Source organism: Paraburkholderia sp. UYCP14C (assembly GCF_004197395.1).
GTDB lineage: Bacteria > Pseudomonadota > Gammaproteobacteria > Burkholderiales > Burkholderiaceae > Paraburkholderia.
The window spans coordinates 17,552-38,478 of the sequence record NZ_SELS01000018.1 but is presented as its reverse complement, the minus strand read 5'-3'; the positions used below and the strand labels follow the sequence as shown (position 1 = coordinate 38,478).

The 20,927-nt window shown below is 64.4% G+C and carries 14 protein-coding genes; 4 read left to right on the top strand and 10 right to left on the bottom strand.

Features of this window, described 5'->3' with window-relative positions; translation table 11 throughout:
* Positions 1-119: 119 nt before the first annotated feature.
* The 5 genes from EVC45_RS18205 to EVC45_RS18185 form a co-directional block, all read right to left on the bottom strand.
* Positions 120-3,065 carry a GH92 family glycosyl hydrolase gene (locus EVC45_RS18205; RefSeq protein WP_129959333.1) on the bottom strand — a complete coding sequence of 982 codons (2,946 nt, stop codon included), beginning with the start codon at positions 3,063-3,065 and terminating at the stop codon, positions 120-122.
* A gap of 473 nt (positions 3,066-3,538) precedes the next feature.
* On the bottom strand, positions 3,539-4,387 hold the full coding sequence (locus EVC45_RS18200) for a molybdopterin-binding protein (protein WP_129959332.1): 849 nt from the start codon (positions 4,385-4,387) through the stop codon (positions 3,539-3,541).
* A 19-nt stretch (positions 4,388-4,406) separates the two neighbouring features.
* Entirely contained in the window at positions 4,407-5,240 is an 834-nt protein-coding gene (locus tag EVC45_RS18195) for an EI24 domain-containing protein (protein WP_129959331.1), read from the bottom strand.
* 231 nt (positions 5,241-5,471) lie between these two features.
* On the bottom strand, positions 5,472-6,470 hold the full coding sequence (locus tag EVC45_RS18190; RefSeq protein WP_129959330.1) for a sterol desaturase family protein: 999 nt from the start codon (positions 6,468-6,470) through the stop codon (positions 5,472-5,474).
* Between the two features lie 100 nt (positions 6,471-6,570).
* Positions 6,571-7,590, bottom strand: coding sequence for a beta-propeller fold lactonase family protein (locus EVC45_RS18185; RefSeq protein ID WP_129959329.1), 1,020 nt, complete (start codon positions 7,588-7,590; stop codon positions 6,571-6,573).
* Between the two features lie 579 nt (positions 7,591-8,169).
* On the opposite strand from EVC45_RS18185, the gene EVC45_RS18180 reads away from it, so the two are divergent.
* Positions 8,170-10,680: a YadA family autotransporter adhesin gene (locus tag EVC45_RS18180; RefSeq protein WP_129959328.1), complete on the top strand. Its 2,511-nt coding sequence runs from the start codon at positions 8,170-8,172 to the stop codon at positions 10,678-10,680.
* Here the strand turns inward: EVC45_RS18180 and EVC45_RS47935 are convergent.
* The 3 genes from EVC45_RS47935 to EVC45_RS45665 are packed head-to-tail and all read right to left on the bottom strand — an operon-like array spanning position 10,571 to position 15,352.
* Positions 10,571-10,813 carry a hypothetical protein gene (locus EVC45_RS47935; protein ID WP_373683032.1) on the bottom strand — a complete coding sequence of 81 codons (243 nt, stop codon included), beginning with the start codon at positions 10,811-10,813 and terminating at the stop codon, positions 10,571-10,573. The two genes, EVC45_RS18180 and EVC45_RS47935, sit on opposite strands and share 110 nt — an antisense overlap.
* Before the next feature lies 1 nt (position 10,814).
* The gene (gene hrpA / locus EVC45_RS18175; RefSeq protein ID WP_129959327.1) at positions 10,815-15,206 is read right to left on the bottom strand and encodes an ATP-dependent RNA helicase HrpA; all 4,392 of its coding nucleotides are present in this window, start codon (positions 15,204-15,206) and stop codon (positions 10,815-10,817) included.
* Positions 15,203-15,352: a hypothetical protein gene (locus tag EVC45_RS45665; RefSeq protein WP_168991497.1), complete on the bottom strand. Its 150-nt coding sequence runs from the start codon at positions 15,350-15,352 to the stop codon at positions 15,203-15,205. The genes hrpA and EVC45_RS45665 overlap by 4 nt, the downstream gene beginning before the upstream one ends.
* A gap of 201 nt (positions 15,353-15,553) precedes the next feature.
* On the opposite strand from EVC45_RS45665, the gene argA reads away from it, so the two are divergent.
* The 3 genes from argA (at position 15,554) to proP (ending at position 19,555) form a co-directional block, all read left to right on the top strand.
* Positions 15,554-16,942 carry an amino-acid N-acetyltransferase gene (gene argA, locus EVC45_RS18170; RefSeq protein WP_129959326.1) on the top strand — a complete coding sequence of 463 codons (1,389 nt, stop codon included), beginning with the start codon at positions 15,554-15,556 and terminating at the stop codon, positions 16,940-16,942.
* Positions 16,943-17,072: 130 nt separating this feature from the next.
* Positions 17,073-17,345: an oxidative damage protection protein gene (locus tag EVC45_RS18165; protein ID WP_026228676.1), complete on the top strand. Its 273-nt coding sequence runs from the start codon at positions 17,073-17,075 to the stop codon at positions 17,343-17,345.
* A 740-nt stretch (positions 17,346-18,085) separates the two neighbouring features.
* Positions 18,086-19,555, top strand: a complete 1,470-nt coding sequence (gene proP / locus EVC45_RS18160; protein WP_129959325.1) for a glycine betaine/L-proline transporter ProP — start codon at positions 18,086-18,088, stop codon at positions 19,553-19,555.
* A 66-nt stretch (positions 19,556-19,621) separates the two neighbouring features.
* Here proP and EVC45_RS18155 read toward each other — a convergent pair whose 3' ends face one another.
* A complete protein-coding gene (locus tag EVC45_RS18155; protein ID WP_129959324.1) occupies positions 19,622-20,110 on the bottom strand; it encodes a metallophosphoesterase family protein in 489 nt (162 codons plus the stop codon).
* Positions 20,111-20,118: 8 nt separating this feature from the next.
* On the bottom strand, positions 20,119-20,925 hold the full coding sequence (locus EVC45_RS18150; protein ID WP_129959323.1) for a hypothetical protein: 807 nt from the start codon (positions 20,923-20,925) through the stop codon (positions 20,119-20,121).
* Positions 20,926-20,927: the final 2 nt, after the last annotated feature.

Genomic DNA, 20,927 nt, shown 5'->3' with positions numbered 1-20,927 from the left:
CATTGATCGCATCGTCGGCGCGGGTTGTGACACTGCGATGTCGCGGCTCGCGCCAACCCAACACTCAGGCGCGGACCGCTTACGTCGTCGGGCGCCGCGCGCGCGGCGCCCCATCGTGTTCAAGGCGCGGCGGAAATCCCGAACACGTGCAACTTGCCGGCGCTGACCTGTTTCGGCAGCGTGACGCTCGCCACGAGCTTGCCCGGCGTCAGCGGCACCGCCTGCGCGAACAGATAGGTCTTGACGCCGTCGTTGCTGCCGTCGCCGGCATTGCGATAGGTCGTCGTCAACGCGATCGGGTCCACCGGCGCCGCACCGCCGCCATTCAAGGTCCAGTCATCGAACGAAAGCGTGAAAGGCGTGGTCGTGCCGTCCGCATAGGTGATGAGGGCGGCGCCCGAACTCGGGCCGTTGTTGGCCGAACCCAGCAGCACCAGTGAGCGGCCCGTCGTGCCGGGCGGCAGCGCGATGGTCTGTCCCACCGCCACCGCGTTGTCGAGCGGACCGCCGGACAATACGAAGCTCGCACCGCCGAAGCTGAACGGTTTGCCCGGCGCCGCGCCCGCCGTCGTCAAGGCCTGCGACGAGTAGCTGTAGAGCGAGCCGTCGAAGTCCGCACCGAGACCATCGGTATCGGTGCTGCCGTCGCTGCCGATGCCATGGTTGTTGAATGCGTCGGCCACATTCCGCGCAAGCGGCACGCCATACGAAGGCGGCGCGTCCGCTGCGTTCGTCCCCCACTGCGAAGGAGACGAACCCATCACGAAGTTCAGCGTGGCGCCATTGGACAGCGCATCGATGTCGAGCCACGAGGCATGATGGGCCGCGCCATTGACGCTCAGGCTCTGCACATACTTCGCGCTGGGGGCACCGGGCGCGTTGATACGGAGCGTCTTGCCATTGCCCAGATGAACGGTGATCGACGCAAACTGCGGACTGCCGATCGCGAGGCCGCCGACACCCGGTATCTCCGGATAAAGGCCCAACGCACCCCACACGTACCATCCCGACACCGCGCCGAGGTCGTCATTGCCGGGCAAACCGTTCGGCCCGGTGCCGAAGGCGCTCGCCATGATCTGCTGCACCACGCTCTGCGTGCCCGACGGCGAACCCGCCCAGTTATACAGCCAGGGCACCTCGAAGGTCGGTTCGTTGCCCATATAGAAGTTGGGCAGACTCATCCCCGCGTTCAACACGGTGAAGAACGTGTTCAGGCGCGACACCGCCGCCGTGTTGCCGCCCAGCTGCCCAAACAGTCCGACCGGGTTGAACGGCACCATCCACGTGTACTGCTCGGCATTGCCCTCGACGTAGTTGTCGGTACTGCTCTGCGTCTCCGCAATCCAGCTTCCGTCCGAGTTGCGCGCGGCGATCAGAGGCGGCGTCAGCGACGTGTTGAGCAGGTTCTGCCAGTAAGCCGAGCGGCTCAACAGCATCTTCTGGATCGTTGAATTGCCCAGTTGGCCGGCAAACTGTGAAATGGCGAAATCGCTGCTCCCGTATTCGAGCGTCGACGATGCCTGCCCCCACTCGCCGTTCGTGATGTAGCCGAACTGCAGATAACTGGCGCGTCCCCCGTTCGTCGTCACGCCGTTGCACGCGGTGCCAGGAACGTTGGCCATTTTGATCATGTGCTTCAGCGCGCCCGAGGTATCGAAAGCCCGTGCGCCGAATGCGTAGGCGCCCGCCACGATCAGGGAGCCGGCGTCGCCGGGCATCACGCCATCCTCGACGTTGTCGTTGACCCAATGCGGAATCGCGCCGCACTGATCCGCATCGTTGACGAGCGACTGCGCCATGTCGCTGGTTTCCTGAGGAAACAGCGTGGCTTTGAGCGGAATCAGCGATCGATAGATGTCCCAGCCCGAAAAGCTGGTGTACTGCGCCGCGTGACCTGCGCCAACCGTGTGGACCTGCTGGTCGAAGCCGATATATTGGCCGTTGGAATCGCTGAATACGCTCGGCGCCCAAAGCGCGTGGTAGAACGCGGTATAAAACTTTGTCAGCGCAGTGGTGTCCTGACTACTCACCTGAATCGTATTGAGACGCTGATTCCATACCGCGTCGGCCAGCGCCTTTACGCCGTCGAAATCCCAGGACGGATTTTCCTTGTCGAGATTACCCTTGGCATTGGCGACGCTGACGTATGAAATACCGACTTTCATCAGCACCTTGTTCGCCTTACCGAAATTCATCACGGCGCGGCCTTGGGTAAAAGAAGATGTCGTGGCGAATGGCTGACTGAATTGCGCATAAAAATACACCGGCACATTCGTCGAATTGCCGCAGAAATGTCCGCCGGTGGTACTGCCTGAAATCGTCCTCGCATCCACCTGCGTGACCGAGCCGGCCACACCCGTTTGCGTGTTCGTGTAGGTCGTATCGAGCACCAGCGTCGACGACTGCTGATTCGGGTACGTGAAGCGGCCGAAGCCGGTGCGCAGCGTCGCCGTCAGTTCGACCTTGATCTGGTTGTCCAGCAACACCGAATAAGCGCCGGCTACCGCCTTCTCGTTCGCGTGGTTGAACGTTTGCGCGAGCGGCTTTGTTGCATCGAGCGTCGGCATCACAGGGAATTCGCCGTCATTGCCGCCACAGCCCGCCCCGCTCATATGCGTGACACTGAAGCTCTGGATCGAGCCGATGTCGTAGTAGTAACCGGCCGGCGAACCCGGCTCCGCGCTGTTCGACGGAGCCGGCGTGGTGTTCGTATCGGGCGCCCATTGCACCATGCCGTTCGGCAGACCCGCCGCGGGCACGACGCTGCCGGCTTGACCCGCGGGTACCGGATTGGGCGAGTCGCTTGCGAGGGTGCCGATCAAGGGATTGACGTATTGAGTCAGGCGTAGAGTCGCGTTGTTGGCTGCGGAAACTTGCGCGTTATCGTTCGTTGCATTGGCGACGGCCCCGTTGGAACCGGCGTTCGCACTGCTCTGAGCCGCGCCGCGAAGCTGGTCCGATGCCACCGCGGCAGAGCCGGCCTGACTGCCTGGACTATCTCCACCACAACCCGTCAACGCACCGGTAATAAGCAAAGCGACCGAAAGACGGCGTATATCTATCACGGCTGCCTCCTGAATATTGTTTAGTCACCTGTTTAGTCATCCGCTTAGTCGTCCCAACTATCGCTCGACAATCGGGCCAATGACTGGAGGCCATGCTATAGGAGCGTTTCGAATTGCGTCAATCAATTATCCATTCCGATTTAAGTTTATTTAAATTTACTAAACAAACTAAAATTCGCGGTGAAATACCCAATTATCGGATTAATTGAGGCAATGGAATAGAACGGGTCTGGTGGCGACCCCGACTATGCATAACGAGTTTGATTTGGCAAAAACGGGAGAATGACTTGAATGCCAACGATGAGTGGCATCGAGATGCTTTCAGAAGAAGCGGCAGTTAGTTGCGCGGATCGGCGGGCCCGCGGGGCGCGCATGTCGATGTACGTTGCGGCGGCATACGCACGCCGCGCCCGACATCCTGATTTGTATCGGTCGTACGGAACAGCGGCCCGGTGGACCGCTGCCCCAAGCGCTCAGCTGCGCGGCTTACCCGAGGCCGCTGCCGCCGCTGCCGCGGCTTCAGGCTCGACGATATCGCCGCCGAGCAGATGCACGCCCTCGCGCAGCTTGACGAACGCCGCGGCGACCGCTTCCGGCTCACCCTTCACACCGAGATCGATGTGATGCCGCGCATACACGCCGCCGCGCTCCGCATCTCCGACGCTCGGCAAGCTGAACACCCGCACCCCCGGAAAATCGCGCTCGATTTTCTCCATCAACGGCGTCACACGAGACTCCGGCAACTCGAACACCAGCAGCGACTTTTCAGCGTGCGGCGTGGTGTGATGCAGATGTGCGTACTGCGTGTCGAGCACCCACTCGATCATCGGCCAGGCCATCACCGGAAAACCCGGCACGAAATGGTGCTGGCGGATCGAAAAGCCCGGAATCTTGTTGTAGCCGTTCGGAATGATGTCGGCGCCCTGCGGATACGTGCCCATATTCAGCCGATGGCGATTCTCGGGCGAGTTCAGATCGAGCGGCGCCGGCGCGTTCGCCGGATACATGTCGCGGATACGCTCCTGGATCAGCTTCGCGGCCTCCGGATGCAGCTCGAGCGGCACGCCGAGCGCGGCCGCCGCGCACTGGCGCGTGTGGTCGTCCGGTGTCGCACCGATGCCGCCCGTAGAGAAAACGATGTCACCCGACGCGAACGTGCGACGCAGCGTCGCCGTGATGCGCTCCGGATCGTCGCCGATGTACTCCGCCCAGCCGAGCGACAGACCGCGCGCGCCGAGCAACTCGATGACCTTCGGCAGATGCTTGTCGACCCGTCTGCCCGACAGGATTTCATCGCCGATGATGATGACGCCAAATGCCATTGCCGCCTCTTTCGTTTGATCAATAGGGAACCGGCGCGACCTCTCGCGCGCCGCCGGGCGCTTCCGCCCGCATGCGCTGCAGCGCGCGCAGGCAGTAGTTGCCGAACCATAGCGCCGAGAACACGAGGATGAACGCGTAAATCCAGATCGTCACCGTGGTCATCACCGGGAACATCACGATCAGCCATACCGATGACGCCCACAACAGCGTCGGCACCGAACCTAGCAGGCCGCTCACGACGCCGATCAGCAGCAACGGCAACCGGTGGCGCCGCACGAGTTCGCGCCGCTCGTCGCGCGACGCATGCAACGCGAGCGCGTCGTAGGTCATCACGCGATACGTGAGCCAGCCCCACAGCAGCGGCGGAATCAGCGCGAAGAACGGCGGCACGAGCCACAGCGGCAACGTCACGATCAGCAGCACGAGACACAGCAGCGTAGTCCAGAGCGCCTGACCGAGGCTACCGTACCACGTTCCGCCGCGGCGCATCTCCAGCCCGGCGAACTGGCGCGCCGCGAGAAAGCGGATCACGGCCGGCATCGACAGCATGGCGATCAGCAGCAGCACTGTGACGACGATCAGCGGGATCGCCATCGCAATCACGATGAACGGCGCGATGACCGCGTGCAGCGTCGAAAAACCGAGCACGTCGAACAGATGATAGAGCGTGGCGGTGAAAGACCAGTCGTCGAGCCAGGTGCGGGTCGCGCCGGTCAGCGTCTGCCAGAAGAACCACAGGAGTACGCCCCAGCCGACCGTCGCGACGATAAACGGTTTGAAAGTCAGCCAGAGCATGCGCGGATGCAACGCGCTTGCGAGCGCGCGCCCGAACGAGCGCAACAGATCATTCATGCGAGCCAATGCCTGCGAACGAAACGATGGACGGGAAATCGCGCCGCGCGCCGGCCAGGCATGCTGGGGTACTGGAGTGTGCGCACGAACGTGCACAGCATAAACCAACGGACGCGTCGCCGGCGGAAGTGGCTGGCGCGGCAGAGTATGTGCTCGAAAGGATCCGCAATGGACTCAGAACGGACTCTGACCGGGGCCCTGAGCGGGACCTGAGCAGGACCTGAGCGGGAATCAAACGGCAGCGGTGTCGTTGCCCGGAGCGTGGCGCTTCGGCACGAGGCGATGCGCGATCCGCACGAATGCGAACCAGTGCTGCGCCCAGAAGCCATCGCCATAGCGGCGCCCTTCGAGCTGATCGCTGATACCGGTCGGCTCCATGTCGCGGCTCCACGACACGCTGCGAAACAGCATGTCCCACCATGGGAACAGCACGCCGAAATTGCAGCCGTACTTGAGCCCTTCATGCCCGTAGCCGATCGCGTGGTGACGGCGGTGGAACGTCGGGCTCACGAGCAGCCGCTCGCCGAGCCAGCCGTAATACAGGCGGATGTTCGCGTGCTGCACGCTTTGCGCGAGGTTCGTGATCGCGACCAGCACGACGAACTGCGACGGCGGCACGCCGATCGCCAGCGCGATCACCGCGAAGAACGACGCCTGCAGCAGATCGTCGAGCAGATGGTTACGATCGTCGGACCACAGCGACATCTGCCGCTGACTGTGGTGTACCGCATGCAGCTCCCACCACACGCCGATGCGGTGCTGCCAGCGGTGATACCAGTAGCCGGCGAAATCGAGCACGAGCAGATACATGACGAACGTGACGAGCGGCTGCGTGGTCACGCCCGGCCACAGGTTGTCGAAGTTCAGGTTCGCGATGCCGTGCAGCCGCAGCCAGCCTTGCACGTTGTCGAAGAACGGTTGCAGCGCGAAGAAAAAGAACAGGTTCAGAATGCCGAGCTTGGCGATCCACGTGTACAGCACGTCGACGCGCACGGCCTTGCGGTTCTCCCATTGCTCGACCGGGCGCAGCGCCTCGAGCGGACGCAGGATCGCGTACATCGCGAGCACCTCGAGCACACCGACGATGACCCAGTACAGGCTGTCGTAGGTGTCCTCGTCGTAGTCCATCAAATTGAACTTGAACAGCAGCGGCTGCACCACGTCGACGTACAGCCACGTTTGCACGGCTGAAACGAAACTGTCGAGTGAGGAGAAAATCAGATGGAACATGATGCTGGCCTGTTACTTCATCCTTGATGGTTCGTGGCGCCTTGGCCCTGCTCCGTTGCCCTCAGGCACGCTTGAGCACTCCCGGGCACCCTGAGGCCCCTCAAGCACCATTCGGCGCCGTGACCGGCGCGCGGTTGAAGAAATAGATGCCGTGCGGCGAGCGGCCCACCGCAATCGTCTGGATCAGCTTGCGCGTGTTGAGATCGATGATGCCGATGTGCTTCGCGAAGCGGAAGGTAACCCACAGATAGCGTTTGTCGGCGGAAAGTTCCATGTCGTCCGGCCCCGGCATCAGGCCGGTGATGTCGCCGACGTTGGTGAGCGTGTCTTCGTCGATGATGCTGATCGTGCTGGCTACCCGGTTCGACACCGCGACATGCTTGCCGTCGGCGAGCGAGCGGAAGTTGTGCGCGCCCTTGCCCGTGTGAATCGTCTTGACGATCTTCTGGTTGCGCCAGTCCACGACCGCGACGTAGTCCTCGCCGGTCATGCCGACGAGCAGGTACTTTTCACCCGGCGTCATCCACAGACCCGCGGGCACCTTGCCGACCTTCATCTTCCATTTGACGGTTTGCGTGGGCAGGTCGATCGCGGCGAGTTCGCCCGATATCTGCAGCGTGACGAACACCGTCTTGCTGTCATTCGAGAACGCCATGTGGCTCGGCATTACCGCGAGCGGCAGCCGTGAAGCCAGCGTCATCTGGTTTTTCTGGCCGTCGAAGTGATAGATGTCGAGGCGGTCGAGCCGCAGGCCCGTCGTGACGAGCCACTTGCGATCCGGTGAAAAACCGATTTGATAGGGATCTTCGATGTTCTCGACCCAGCGCTGCAACTGGCCCGTTTTCGGATCGACGAACATCAGGCTGTTCGACACCGAATTGGCGACGATCAGAGAGGAATTGTCCGGCGTGGCCATCAGGTGATGCGGCTCCTTGCCCGTGGGCACGGTGCCGATGACCTGGCGGCTGTTCTCGTCGATCAGACTCAGCGTGGCCTCGCCGGAATTGAGCACGATCACGTTGTTGGCGTGCGCCGCCGGAGAAAAAAAGCCTGCGGCGGCAACCAGCGCCGCGGTCGCGGCGAACGTGGCAGTCAAGCCGGGAAGAAAAAATTTACGCATGAAAACTCGCTTCGGAGAACAACTGTCATTGTAGAACGTTTGCCGGTCCGAGCGGTTGACGTAAGTCACCGGACGACGACCGAAAAATGACGGTTGCGAAGAAGTGTGGCCGCGTGCGGGAGGGTTCGTCTTCGACGTCCCGTTTCCTGCTCGCGCCGCGCGTTTCCGGGTGAGGAATCAATGTGCTCTCCCTGTCAGTATCAATCATGCACCAGTCACACGTTAAAATCGCGCAAATCATTATCAGGAGCAATAGGAATATTCCTTTTTTTATCAATAAAATCCCATCCGTATTAATATATTTTTTAGCCCAATTGAAATTCGGAGTTCGCTGATATCTGAATTGCGGGCAGACATCGGAGAATCCTCCTTACGCGCCGTCCCGTCAGCCCTTCTCCCATGAAGGCCGAGCGTACAACGCCGAGGCGACCAACGCACGACCAAATAAGGCAAGCCTCAACAATGGTCGACGTTTTGTATTTTCAACATCTTCAAGCTCACCCAGACAATAACATCACGTTAATGTCGGATTACGCGTCCCGAGCCGCAAAATACAATAATACGGAGGATTTTTAATTGATGAACAATAATATTTCGATTATTGGTCGCACCACGTCTCAAGAAAGAGTCGCGACGACGCGAACCGCCTTCCAGCACACGCACCGTGCTTGCGCGCGCCAGAGAAGCATCGCCCGGGCGATTCGAAGTACGGCGGGTATTGCCATAGCGGCGGCGGCCCTTTACGTCACGGAAGCGACCGGCGCCGGCGTCGATTCCGTCGAGGTAGGCACCGCCAACGCGCCCGGCGACGTCGCGGTCGCGATAGGCGCAGGGGCCACCGCAAGCGGCAACACATCACTGGCGGTCGGCTCGCAGGCGAGCGCGCAAGACGACGGCGCGATCGCCGTAGGGGCAAACGCCAAGGCGCAGGGCAACAGCGCCGTCGCGATAGGCCCCTCCTCTTCCGCACAAGGCGAAGGCGCAAGCGCCTTCGGGCCCTATGCGAATGCGCAAGCGGAACGTGCGACCGCAGTCGGTCTGAACGCGTCGGCGCTCGGCCTCGACTCGGTCGCGGCGGGCGCCGGCTCGATTGCGGCGAACCCGGCCGCCTCCGCGTTCGGCTCCCAGTCCACGGCAACCAGCGTCGGATCGACCGCGCTCGGCTATGTCGCGCAGGCCGGCGGCACCCACTCGCTCGCCGCCGGAGCATGGGCCTCGGCGCTGGCGGACTCGAGCGTCGCGCTTGGCAGTGATGCCGTCGTCAGCGGCGTCGGCGCCATCGCACTCGGCGTAGCCGCGCAGGCGAGCGGTGCCTACGCCAGTGCAATCGGCTTCGGCGCAACGGCCGCGGGAGCCGGTGCAATCGCGCTCGGCAACAACGCAAACGCGAGCGCCGACAATAGCGTCGCGCTGGGCGCGAATGCCAGCACCACGACGGATCTGTCGCAAGGCGCGCTTACGCCCGCGGGAACGGGCGCCACCTCGATCGCGGCCTCCAGTGCGACAGGCGAAGTCTCGCTCGGCTCCGCGAATAACGAGCGTCGCCTGACCCACGTCGCCGCGGGCGCCGCGCCCACCGACGCGGTCAACGTGAGCCAGTTGAGCGCGGTCGACGGCAAGGTCGATGCACTTGCTCAAAGCAGCGCGCTGCATTACTTCAGCGCTGCCGACCCGGGCGACGGCTCCAACGACGCGCTTGCAAATGGCGCGCACGCGCTCGCCGCGGGCAGCAACGCCAGCGCCACGGGCAACAACGCAACCGCATTCGGCACGAGCGCCAGCGCGAGCGCAACCGACTCGACCGCGATCGGCGCGGGCGCCGTCGCCGGCGCGGCCGACGCGACCTCGCTGGGCGCGTCGGCGTCGGCCTACGGCTCCGGTGCGACGGCGCTCGGCGCCAACGCCACGGCGAACGGCGACGGCGCCGTCGCGCTTGGCTCCGGTGCCAGTGCAGCCGCCGACTACGCACTTTCGCTCGGCTATGACTCGAGCGCGCTAGCCGCAAACTCGGTCGCGCTCGGCCAGGGCTCGATCGCCGATCGCGCGGGTACCGTGTCGGTCGGCTTTGCGGGCAACGAGCGCCAGATCACCAACGTCGCGGCTGGCACCGCCGACACCGACGCGGTCAACGTCGGCCAGCTGAAAGCGGTGAGCGACCAGAGCAGCGCGAGCGCAGCGAAGCTCGACGGCGCGCTCATGTACGACAAGAACGCCGACGGCAGCATCAACCGGAACAGCGTTACGCTCGGGGGCGATACCCCGGAGGGCACCGTCGTTCACCACGTCGCGGACGGCGTGCTGGCGTCCGACGCGGTCAACCTCGGTCAGCTGAACGCGGCGCTCGAGGGCGCGATCAATAACGCCTCGACCGGCTCGACCAGCGCGTTATTCAATGCGGCAGGTGATAGCGTGACTGAAAGCGCGCAGGCGTCCGGCGCGCACGCCATTGCGGCCGGCGCGAATGCGCAGGCGAGCGGTGTCAACGCGCTCGCCGAGGGCGCGAACGCGCAGGCGGCCGGCACGAACGCCATTGCCGTCGGAGCGAATGCACAGGCAAGCGGCGCCAGCGCGGCAAGCATCGGAGCGAATGCCATCGCCAGCGGCAACAACACCACGGCGGTCGGCGCCGCGGCCAGCGCGAGCGCCGACAACTCGGTGGCGTTAGGTCAAGGCTCCGTCGCGGACCGCGCGAGCACAGTATCGGTTGGCGCGCCAGGCTTGGAGCGCCAGATCACCAACGTCGCGGCCGGCGTGCGCGGCACCGACGCGGTCAACGTCAATCAGTTGCAGCAAAGCATGAGCGGCGCGATCAGCGCGGCGAATCGCTATACCGACGACCAGATCCGCTCCGCCCGCCGGGATAGCTACGGAGGAACGGCATCGGCGCTCGCGATGGCGGGCTTGCCGCAAGCGGTCCTGCCGGGACACGGCATGGTCGCTATGGCAGGCGGCACGTACGGCGGGCAGTCTGCGCTCGCAATCAGCGTGTCGCAGTTATCGGACACCGGCAAATGGATCTACAAGGTCCAAGGCAGCACCGACTCGCGCGGACAGTTCGGCGCATCGATCGGCGCGGGAATGCATTGGTGAAATCAGTTCGAGCGATCGTGTCGGACAGAGGCCGTCCGCGACGGCACCCACGGGACGCTCGGTGTGCACCGCGCGCATCGGGGCGCCGGGACGCCCACCGGCCATTCGAGCGTCCGCGAGCGAGGGTCCTCACGTTACCGCTGCATCGACTCCCACACCTTGTGCAGGCGCTTCACCGAAATCGGCATCGGGGTGCGCAACTCCTGTGCAAACAGCGAGATGCGCAATTCCTCGAGCAGCCAGCGGAATTCCGCAAGCCGCGGATCCAACACGCCGCCGCGCTGCGACACGGCGCGCTGATAGTGCTGCAGCAGCGGCTGGAATTCGGCGAACTGCCGCGCGTCGCGTGTGGCGTCCGCGCGCAGCTTGTCGATACGCAGCGCCATCCCCTTCAGATAACGCGGGAAATGTGCGAGTTGGGCGTACGGCGTATCGACGACGAAACGCTTGCCGATCAGCGCGTCCAGCTGGTTCTGCAGATCGGCGTACGCAGCCGCGAACGGTTTCGCCTGCAGCAGCTTCTTCGTCAGGCTCGCGTATTCGCCGAGAATCTGGCCGACCAGCCGCGAGATTTCCTGCGCGAGCAACGTGAGACGGCTACGCCCTTCGTCACGTCGGGTATGGAAGCTCGCATCGTCGTCGGGCAGGGGGTCCTGCAGACACGCCCGGTCGAGCGCGGTGTCGATCAGCTGATCGCGCAGTTCTTCCTGCGTGCCGCGCGGCATGAACTGCATGGCCATTTCGCGCAGACCCGGCAAATTCTTCTCCAGATACTTGATCGGCTCCTTCAACTGCAGCGCGAAAAGCCGACGCAAGCCCGCCCGATGAATCCGCGCAGCCTCTTCCGGCGAATCGAACACCTCGACGTCGCAATGAGTGCCGCGATCCACGAGCGCCGGGTAGCCAAACAGCGTCTGACCGCCACGGCGAATTTCGAGCAACTCGGGCAACTTGCCGAAATTCCACGTGGTCAGGTTTTCATACAGCGCGGTGGCCAGTGCGCCATCCGGCGTCGCGGGCTGTTGCGCGACCGCGCCCTTGCCGCGCGACGCGCCGCTCGCGGCCAGATCTGGGGACCGTGCAGGCGTCGCGACACCGCCGCCGCCCGCATCGGCCAAGGCGGCGCCCGCCGCCCCCGAAACGAGCTTCTGGAAATGCTGCTGCGCCTGACCGCCGAGTTCGGCGCGCAGTTGCGACAGATTGCGCCCCATCGCGAGCTGCCGCCCATGTTCGTCGATGACCTTGAAGTTCATGAACAGGTGCGCGGGCAGCGTCTCGAGCTTGAAGTCGGACAGCTTCATCGCAACCTGGGTCTGCTCGCGCACGTCGGCGATCAGCGTCTCGAGCAAGCCCCCTGCTCCGAAGCGCTGCGCGCTGTGCCGTTCCGCGAAGCCCGCCGCGTACTCGGGGAGCGGCACGCAATGCCGTCGCAGCTTCTGCGGCAGCGATTTCAGCAGCAGTTGTGCCTTTTCCTTCAGCATGCCTTGCACGAGCCACTCACAACGGCGGGCGTCGACCTGGTTCAGCGCATAGAGCGGCACCGCCAGCGTCACGCCGTCGCGCGGAGTGCCCGGCTCGAAGTGATAAGTCAGCGCCATCTCGATGCCCGCCATCGTCAGCCGCTTCGGAAACAGATCCGTCGTGACACCGGCCGCTTCGTGCCGCATCAAATCGTCGCGCGACAGATACAACAGCCGCAGCTTGTCCTCCGCCTGACCACTGTTTTTGACCTCGTCGCGATACCAGCGCTCGAACGAGGCGCCGGTATGGATGCCATCCGGCAACGCCTGATCGTAGAACCCGTAGATCAACTCGTCGTCGACCAGCACGTCCTGGCGGCGCGACTTGTGCTCGAGCTGTTCGATGTCGGCGAGCAGCTTGCGGTTGTGCGCGAAAAACGCAAGCTTCGTGTCGAACTCACCTTCGACGAGTGCGCCCCGAATGAACAGCTCGCGCGCCCGCGCGGGGTCCTGCTTACCGAACGCGACGCGCCGCCGGTGATAAATCGGCAAGCCGTACAGCATCGCGCGCTCGAACGCAGATACCTGCGCCGCGCGTTTTTCCCAGTGCGGCTCGGACAGCGACTTCTTCAACAGATGCGCGCCTACCTTCTCGACCCACTCCGGCTCGATCTTCGCGATACAGCGCGCGTACAGCCGGCTCGTTTCGACGAGCTCGGCGGCCATCACCCACTTGCCCGCTTTCTTCACGAGCGCCGAACCGGGCCACAAATAGAATTTGATGCCGCGCGCGCCGAGATAGTACGGCTCATCGTCGGCTTTCAGACCGATGTTGCCGAGCAGACCGGTCAGCAGCGCAAGATGGATCTGCTCGAACGTCGCCTCCGCCTCGTTCAGCCGCCAGCCGTGCTCGCGAACCACCGTCAGCAGTTGCGAATGGACGTCGCGCCATTCGCGCAGTCGCAGCTGCGACAGGAAGTTCTTGCGGCACTCGTCCTGCAACTGCCGGTTCGATTTCTTGTGCGCGATCGCTTCGTCGAACCAGTTCCAGATCTTCAGCCATTGCAGGAATTCGGAGCGTTCGTCGGCGAAACGGCGATGCGCCTGGTCGGCCTGCTCCTGCGCTTCGATCGGGCGGTCGCGCGGGTCCTGCACGGACAGCGCGCTCGCGATGATCAGCACTTCCTTCAGCGCCTGCTGGTCGCGCGCGGCGAGGATCATGCGGCCGACGCGCGGATCCAGCGGCAGCCGCGCGAGTTCACGGCCGAGCGGCGTCAGGTGGTTGTCGTCGTCGACCGCGCCGAGTTCGTTGAGCAGCTGGTAGCCGTCGGAAATCGCACGGCCCGGCGGCGGTTCGATAAACGGAAACGTTTCGATCGCTGTCAGATGCAGCGACTTCATGCGCAGAATCACCGAAGCGAGCGACGAGCGCAGAATTTCCGGATCGGTGAAGCGCACGCGGCCCTGGAAGTCGCTTTCCTCGTACAAGCGAATGCAGATGCCATCGGCAACTCGGCCGCAACGCCCCGCACGCTGGTTCGCGGCGGCTTGAGAAATCGACTCGACCTGAAGTTGCTCGACCTTGTTGCGATACGAGTAGCGCTTCACGCGTGCGAGGCCGGTGTCGACCACGTAGCGGATGCCGGGTACCGTCAGCGAAGTTTCGGCAACGTTGGTGGCGAGCACGATGCGGCGCGCGTTCGACGTGCGGAACACACGCTCCTGCTCGGCGGCCGAGAGCCGCGCGAACAGCGGCAGAATCTCCGTATGCGGCGGGTGGTGTTTGCGCAGCGCCTCGGCAGCGTCGCGAATCTCACGCTCGCCGGGCAGGAACACCAACACGTCGCCGGGGCCTTCGCGGCACAGTTCGTCGACCGCGTCGACGATCGCCTCCATCAGATCGCGATCGGTCTCACGCTGCGTCTTCGGTCGCTCGCGGCCAGACGTCGCTGCACCCGAGGTGCCTTGCGCCGCTTTGATCGCCGGGCTGTCCTCGACCACCGGACGGTAACGCACCTCGACCGGATAAAGTCGCCCGCTCACTTCGATCACCGGGGCGGGCTTGTCGTCGCTGCCGAAGTGACGCGCGAAACGGTCGGCGTCGATCGTCGCCGAGGTCACGATAAGCTTCAGGTCGGGGCGCTTCGGAAGAATTTCCTTCAGGTAGCCGAGCAGAAAATCAATGTTCAGGCTGCGCTCGTGCGCTTCGTCGATGATCAGCGTGTCGTAGGCTTTCAGCAGCGGATCGGTCTGCGTTTCGGCAAGCAGAATGCCGTCGGTCATCAGCTTGACCGATGCGCCCGGCGCGAGGTTGTCGTTGAAGCGCACCTTGTAGCCAACCACTTCGCCGAACGGCGTGCCGAGTTCCTCGGCAATACGGCGCCCGGTCGCCGACGCGGCGATCCGGCGCGGCTGTGTATGGCCAATCAGACCATTGCCGCCGGCGCCAGGACCACGGCCGAGTGCGAGGCAGATTTTCGGCAGCTGCGTAGTCTTGCCCGAGCCGGTTTCGCCCGACACGATCACGACCTGACTATCCGCGATCGCCCGCGCGATCTCGTCGCGACGACCGGAGACAGGAAGCGCTTCAGGAAACGTGATTGGCGGAATCGGATTCGGCTCGACGACCCGCGCAGGCCGCGGTTCGCGCGGCGCGCGAGATTCCTTGCGCGGCTCGCCCGATCGCTTGTCGCGCGATCGTTGGTCGCCCAATTGCGCGTCGCCCGATTGCGCATCGCGCGAACCATGACGCTGCTCGCCGCGGCCAGAAGCGCGCTGCTCGTTACGTGGCCCGCGATCTTCCTGTCCATTGCGAGGCGCGCGACGTTGTTCCACATGAGGCGCCCCCGAGCGCGCGTCGCGGAATTCACCACGCTGCTCGCTTTGCCGCGCATCACCCCGCTCGTCGCGAGCCTGCCGGCCATCCTCACCGCGAAGAGCGGTCGAAGGCGTATTGCGGCGCTCGCCCGGCGGCGCATCCCGCTGCCCGCTTTGCGGTCCACTGCCCTGCTGCTCACGAGCCGCGTTGTGAATCGCAGTGCGGAATTGGCCAAGCTGCTCGCTCAACGAAGCGCCACGTTGCTCGCTACGAGCCCCGCCTCCCCGCTTTGCACCAGACACTTCACCCGCTTCGTCGCGAGATTCGCCGCGCCGTTCGTCACGTGCCGCACCTCGCGCGCGAGCGGGCTCTTCGCGACCTTCTCGACTTGCATCGCCCCCTTCCGGCGGCACTTTTCGCGCAGACGCGCCCGCCCCCCGACGCGCGTCACGCGCCTGCTTGGGTCTCGCATCCTGCGCTGGGCGACGCATGGTGTCGCCGGGGTTGGCCGGCTCGCCGGCCGACGCCGGTTTCTCGTTCGCCCCAGCGGGACTTTTGGGTACATTCGACATGGGGGCGCATTATAATCCCCGGCATGAATTCCCAAACCGACCTCGTCCCCGCGCCCGCGAGCGTTCCGGCCCCCGCCGACTCTCCGGAAACCCTCGCCCAGCATGCGCAATTCGTCGACTGGATGCGTTCAGTCGCCCCGTATATCCACGCGTTCCGAAACAAGACGTTCGTCGTCGGATTCGGCGGCGAAGTGGTGCATCAGGGGCTGCTGAATGCGCTGGTGTCGGACATCGCGCTGCTGCAGGCAATGGGCATCCAGATCGTGCTGGTGCACGGCTCGCGCCCGCAGGTCGAGGAGCAGATGAGCCTGCACGGTGTCGAATCGGAGTTTTCGCACGGCATGCGCATCACGGACGCGCGCGCGCTCGAGTCGGCGAAGGAAGCGGCCGGCGAAGTGCGTCTCGACATCGAGGCGGCGATCAGCCAGGGGCTGCCGAACACGCCGATGGCGCACGCGCACATCAGCGTTGTGTCGGGCAACTTCGTGACGGCGCGCCCGGTCGGCATTCTGGACGGGGTCGACTTCCAGCATACGGGCCTCGTGCGCAAGATCGACGCAGATTCGATCCGCCACTCGCTCGCGAGCCGCAAGCTCGTGCTGCTGTCGCCGCTCGGCTTCTCGCCTACCGGCGAAGCGTTCAATCTGTCGATGGAAGACGTGGCCTCGGCCGCGGCGATCGCGCTGCGTGCCGACAAGATCGTCTTCCTGACCGAAACGCCGGGCCTGATGGAAGCCGGCGAAAGCGGCACCGAACTGATCCGCGAACTGTCGCTCGACGACGCCTACAAGCTGCACGAAAGCGGCGAAGTCACCGGCGACGCCGCGTTCTACCTCAAGCATTCGATCCGTTCCTGCCGCGGCGGCGTGCCGCGCGCGCACATCATCCCGTACGCGCTCGACGGCAGCCTGCTGCTCGAATTGTTCCTGCACGACGGCGTCGGCACGATGATCTCGTACGAGAACCTCGAGAGCCTGCGCGAAGCGACGCCGGACGACGTCGGCGGCATTCTCGCGCTGATCGAGCCGCTCGAAGCGGACGGCACGCTGGTGCGGCGCGGCCGTCACCAGATCGAACGCGACATCGACCACTTCTCGGTGATCGAGCACGACGGCGTGCTGTTCGGCTGCGCGGCGCTGTATCCGTATTCGCAGGAGCGCATCGGCGAAATGGCGTGCCTGACGGTTGCGCCTGAAGCGCAAGGCACCGGCGACGGCGAGCGTCTGCTCAAGCGCATCGAGCAGCGCGCGCGGGCACGTGGCCTCACGCGCATTTTCGTGCTCACCACGCGCACCGAACACTGGTTCCTGAAGCGCGGTTTCGTCAAGGCGACGGTCGACGACCTGCCCGAAGACCGCCGCCGACTCTATAACTGGCAGCGCAAGTCGCTCGTGCTGATGAAACAGCTTTGAGTAAGCCCGTGATCGTCCCCATCTGATCAGAACAGGCGTCTGCCCGCCCCACATCGATACGTAACCATTTTTCATGGGACCGGAGTAAGTGCTAAAGCACCAACTCCGGTCGACACAGGAGAAGCACAGCATGACTCGTATGGTTCAATGCGCGAAGCTCGGCAAGGAAGCCGAAGGCCTCGATTTCCCGCCGCTGCCGGGCGAACTCGGCAAGCGGATCTACGAAAGTATTTCCAAGGAAGCCTGGCAGGCCTGGTTGAAGCAGCAGACCATGCTGATCAACGAAAACCGCCTGAACATGGCCGATCCGCGCGCGCGTCAGTATCTGATGAAGCAGACCGAAAAATTCTTCTTCGGCGAAGGCGCGGACACCGCATCGGGCTACGTGCCGCCGTCGGCCTGAGCGTGCCTCGTCGAGGACGACACGACACAACGCGTCGCCCGTACCGAGCGAACACACGCCCAGGAATCCGCGCCGCGAGCGCGGATTTTTTTCGCCCCGACATCGGCCGCGTATTGCGCCCGCCGTTCGCGTCGTCTTCGCCTCGAAAGTTGCCTCGAAAATGTTCTAAGCGGTCCGTTTTCAAATCTGGTCAGACCCCGCCAAATCCCCCGCCCCGTAATGGATTGAGCCGCATCGGCGGCCTCATCCCGCCCCGCAGATTTGCACGATCCTCTGTCATCGTGCTAACATGTGCCTCGTTTCAGCAGCAATTTACCTTCATTCGCGTTCTTTTCAAGTTGGCTCGGCGTGCCTTTTCCGCGCGTGCGTCATCCTGAATCGAGCTGTTTTTAAACAAGAAGGCTCGTCGGTCGTTTCCCCGCCTAAAGCGGATAAATTCAAGACCGGCCTTTTTCGTTTCAAGCCTTCAGTGGCGCATGGGTCAGCTTCCTGCCACCCCAGCGTCCTTCATGCATCTGCCCCCCTTCCACGGCCACGCAGGTGCAACAGTCAGCACAATCTAGACGAGTGTTTTTTCGCGAACTTATCGCGAGGCACGGGCGTTTGCATTTTTTCGCCAACTGTTCCGCCGCCGGCTAACCGGTGCTGCGGCTGCCCTCGCCTTGCTCACGAAATTGCACTTCCCAGCAACCGTGGCGGAACGCATCACGAGTTTCGTCGCAGTCATTGGAGTTTTAACCTTGACCGCTTCCAGCAACGGCTTCTGGCGACATCACAAACAGGAACAACGCCTCTCCCTCGACGACATCACCGTCGTCGATCACTCCCTCCTGAAACGGGCCGTCGGCGCAATGGCGCTCGGCAACGCGATGGAATGGTTCGATTTCGGCGTGTACAGCTACATCGCGGTCACGCTCGGCAAGGTGTTCTTCCCTTCGTCGAGTCCGTCGGCGCAGCTCATTGCCACCTTCGGCACGTTCGCCGCGGCGTTTCTCGTGCGGCCGATCGGCGGCATGGTGTTCGGGCCGCTCGGTGACCGCATCGGCCGTCAGCGCGTGCTGGCGATGACGATGATCATGATGGCCGCGGGCACCTTCGCGATCGGCCTGATCCCCAACTACGCGACGATCGGCATTCTCGCGCCGGCGCTGTTGCTGCTCGCGCGTCTCGTGCAAGGTTTCTCGACCGGCGGCGAGTATGGCGGCGCCGCCACCTTCATCGCCGAATTCTCCACAGACAAGCGCCGCGGCTTCATGGGCAGCTTCCTCGAGTTCGGTACGCTGATCGGCTACGTGCTCGGCGCGGGCACGGTCGCGCTGCTGACGGCGACGCTGTCGAACGACGCGCTGCTGTCCTGGGGCTGGCGCGTGCCGTTCCTGATCGCCGGTCCGCTCGGCCTGGTCGGTCTCTACATCCGCATGAAGCTCGAAGAAACGCCCGCGTTCAAGAAGCAGGCCGAAGAGCGCGAAGCCGAGGACCGCGCGCTGCCGAAACAGTCGTTCCGTCAGCTGCTCGCGCAGCAATGGAAGCCGCTGTTGCTGTGCGTCGGCCTCGTGCTGATTTTCAACGTGACCGACTACATGGCGCTGTCGTATCTGCCGAGCTATCTGTCGGCGACGTTGCACTTCAACGAAACGCACGGCCTGTTCCTCGTGCTGCTCGTGATGATCCTGATGATGCCGATGACGCTCGCCGCCGGCCGTCTGTCCGACACGATCGGCCGCAAGCCGGTGATGCTGCTCGGCTGCGTGGGTCTGTTCGCGCTGTCGATTCCCGCGCTGCTGCTGATTCGCATGGGCACGGTGCTGCCGGTGTTCGGCGGTCTGATGATTCTCGGCGTGCTGCTGTCGTGCTTCACCGGCGTGATGCCGTCGGCGCTGCCGGCGCTGTTCCCGACCAGGATCCGCTACGGCGCGCTCGCGATCGGTTTCAATATCTCGGTGTCGCTGTTCGGCGGTACGACGCCGCTCGTGACCGCATGGCTCGTCGAGCGGACCGGCAATCTGATGATGCCCGCGTACTACCTGATGGGCGCATCGCTGATCGGCATCGTGTCGGTGCTCGCGCTGCGCGAAACCGCGCGCAAGCCGCTGCTCGGCTCGGGTCCGTGCGTCGCGACGCGCGCCGAAGCGCACGCGGTGCTGCGCGGCGAGCGCGAGGCTGAGGAGATGGATGAACGGTTCGCGGCGGCTGCGACCGCGCGCGCCTGATCTGCGCGGCCATTCCTCGCAAACGTAGTGTCGAAGCGGGCCGGCGAAATTCGCCGGCCCGCTCTTTTACGTCAGCAGCGAATCGAACGTCGCGCTAACCTGCGCGCCGTCGATGATCAGCCTGCCCGCACTGACCGGCAGCTTGAAGCGCCGCGGCCCCGCACTGCCCGGATTGACGTACAGCACGCCGTCGCGCTCGGCGATCGACGGCTTGTGCGAGTGGCCGCTCACGACAACGCGAATGCCTTCGTGCTGCGGCACGCAGCCGAGCTCGGCGATATCGTGCACGACCAGGATCGTCGCCTGCTGGATCGTCAGCCGCGCATGCGTCGGTAGAGACGCAGCCCAGTCGCCGGTATCGTTGTTGCCGCGCACCGCGGTGAGCGGCGCGATCCGCGCGAGCGCGTCGAGCACGTCCGGGTTGCAGATATCGCCCGCGTGAATGATCGCGTCGCAGCCGTCGAGATAGCGCAACGCTTCGGGACGCACGAGGTTGTGCGTATCGGAGATGAGCCCGATCCGGGCAGCGCTCGAAGGTGCGCGATGTGAAGCCATCCGAGGTCTCACTCAGCCTGCGGCTGCGCCAACTCTCGCGCCGCCGCCCGAGCGCCGCGCTGCCCAGCCAGCATGCGCCGCGTCAAACCCTGCACGGCGACCGACACCACCGCCGCGCACACAAAGCCCGTCGCCACACCGTACTGCGGCAGCAGCGTCGCCGTCACCGCGAAGAACGCCGCGAACGAGCCGCGCCCGAGCACCATGCCGCGCATCAGCAGCGCGACGAAGTCCGCGCCATGCGCACGCTGCGCCGACACCGAGAGCACGATGCCGAGCAGCGGAAACACCGACAGCACGCCACTCCACGCCGCGCCCATCGATGCCGACGCCGTCGTGACCGCGAGCGTCAGCACGGCGCCCGCGAGCATTCGCACGAGCAGATCCGCGCGCCCGACGCGCGCCGCCGGCACATGGCCCGTCGCGCGCGGCAAGCCGCTCTGCGACACCGCGACGGCCACGCCCGCCGCCGCCACCGCCCACCCGAGCGAGCCGGGCATCCGCACGATCAGCAGCGCCGCGCCGAGCCAGCCGGCCATGCCCGCGACCAGTGCGAGCGGCCAGTCGAAGCGTCGGCAGGTCCACCCATAAGCAAGATTGAACGCCTCGGACGCGGCGATCGCCGCCACCGAAGCCGCCGACGCCTGCGCCGCGAACGCGGGCCCGCGCTCGAATGCGAGCAGCAGCACGATCGGTCCGGCGACGACCGGCAGCCCCGCGAGCCATCCCGCGACCGATGGCCCCCACACGCGCGCGGCCGCCGTCAGCGCGGCGAGAAAGGCCGGCACCAGCACGAGCTTCAGTGCGAGCAGCATGC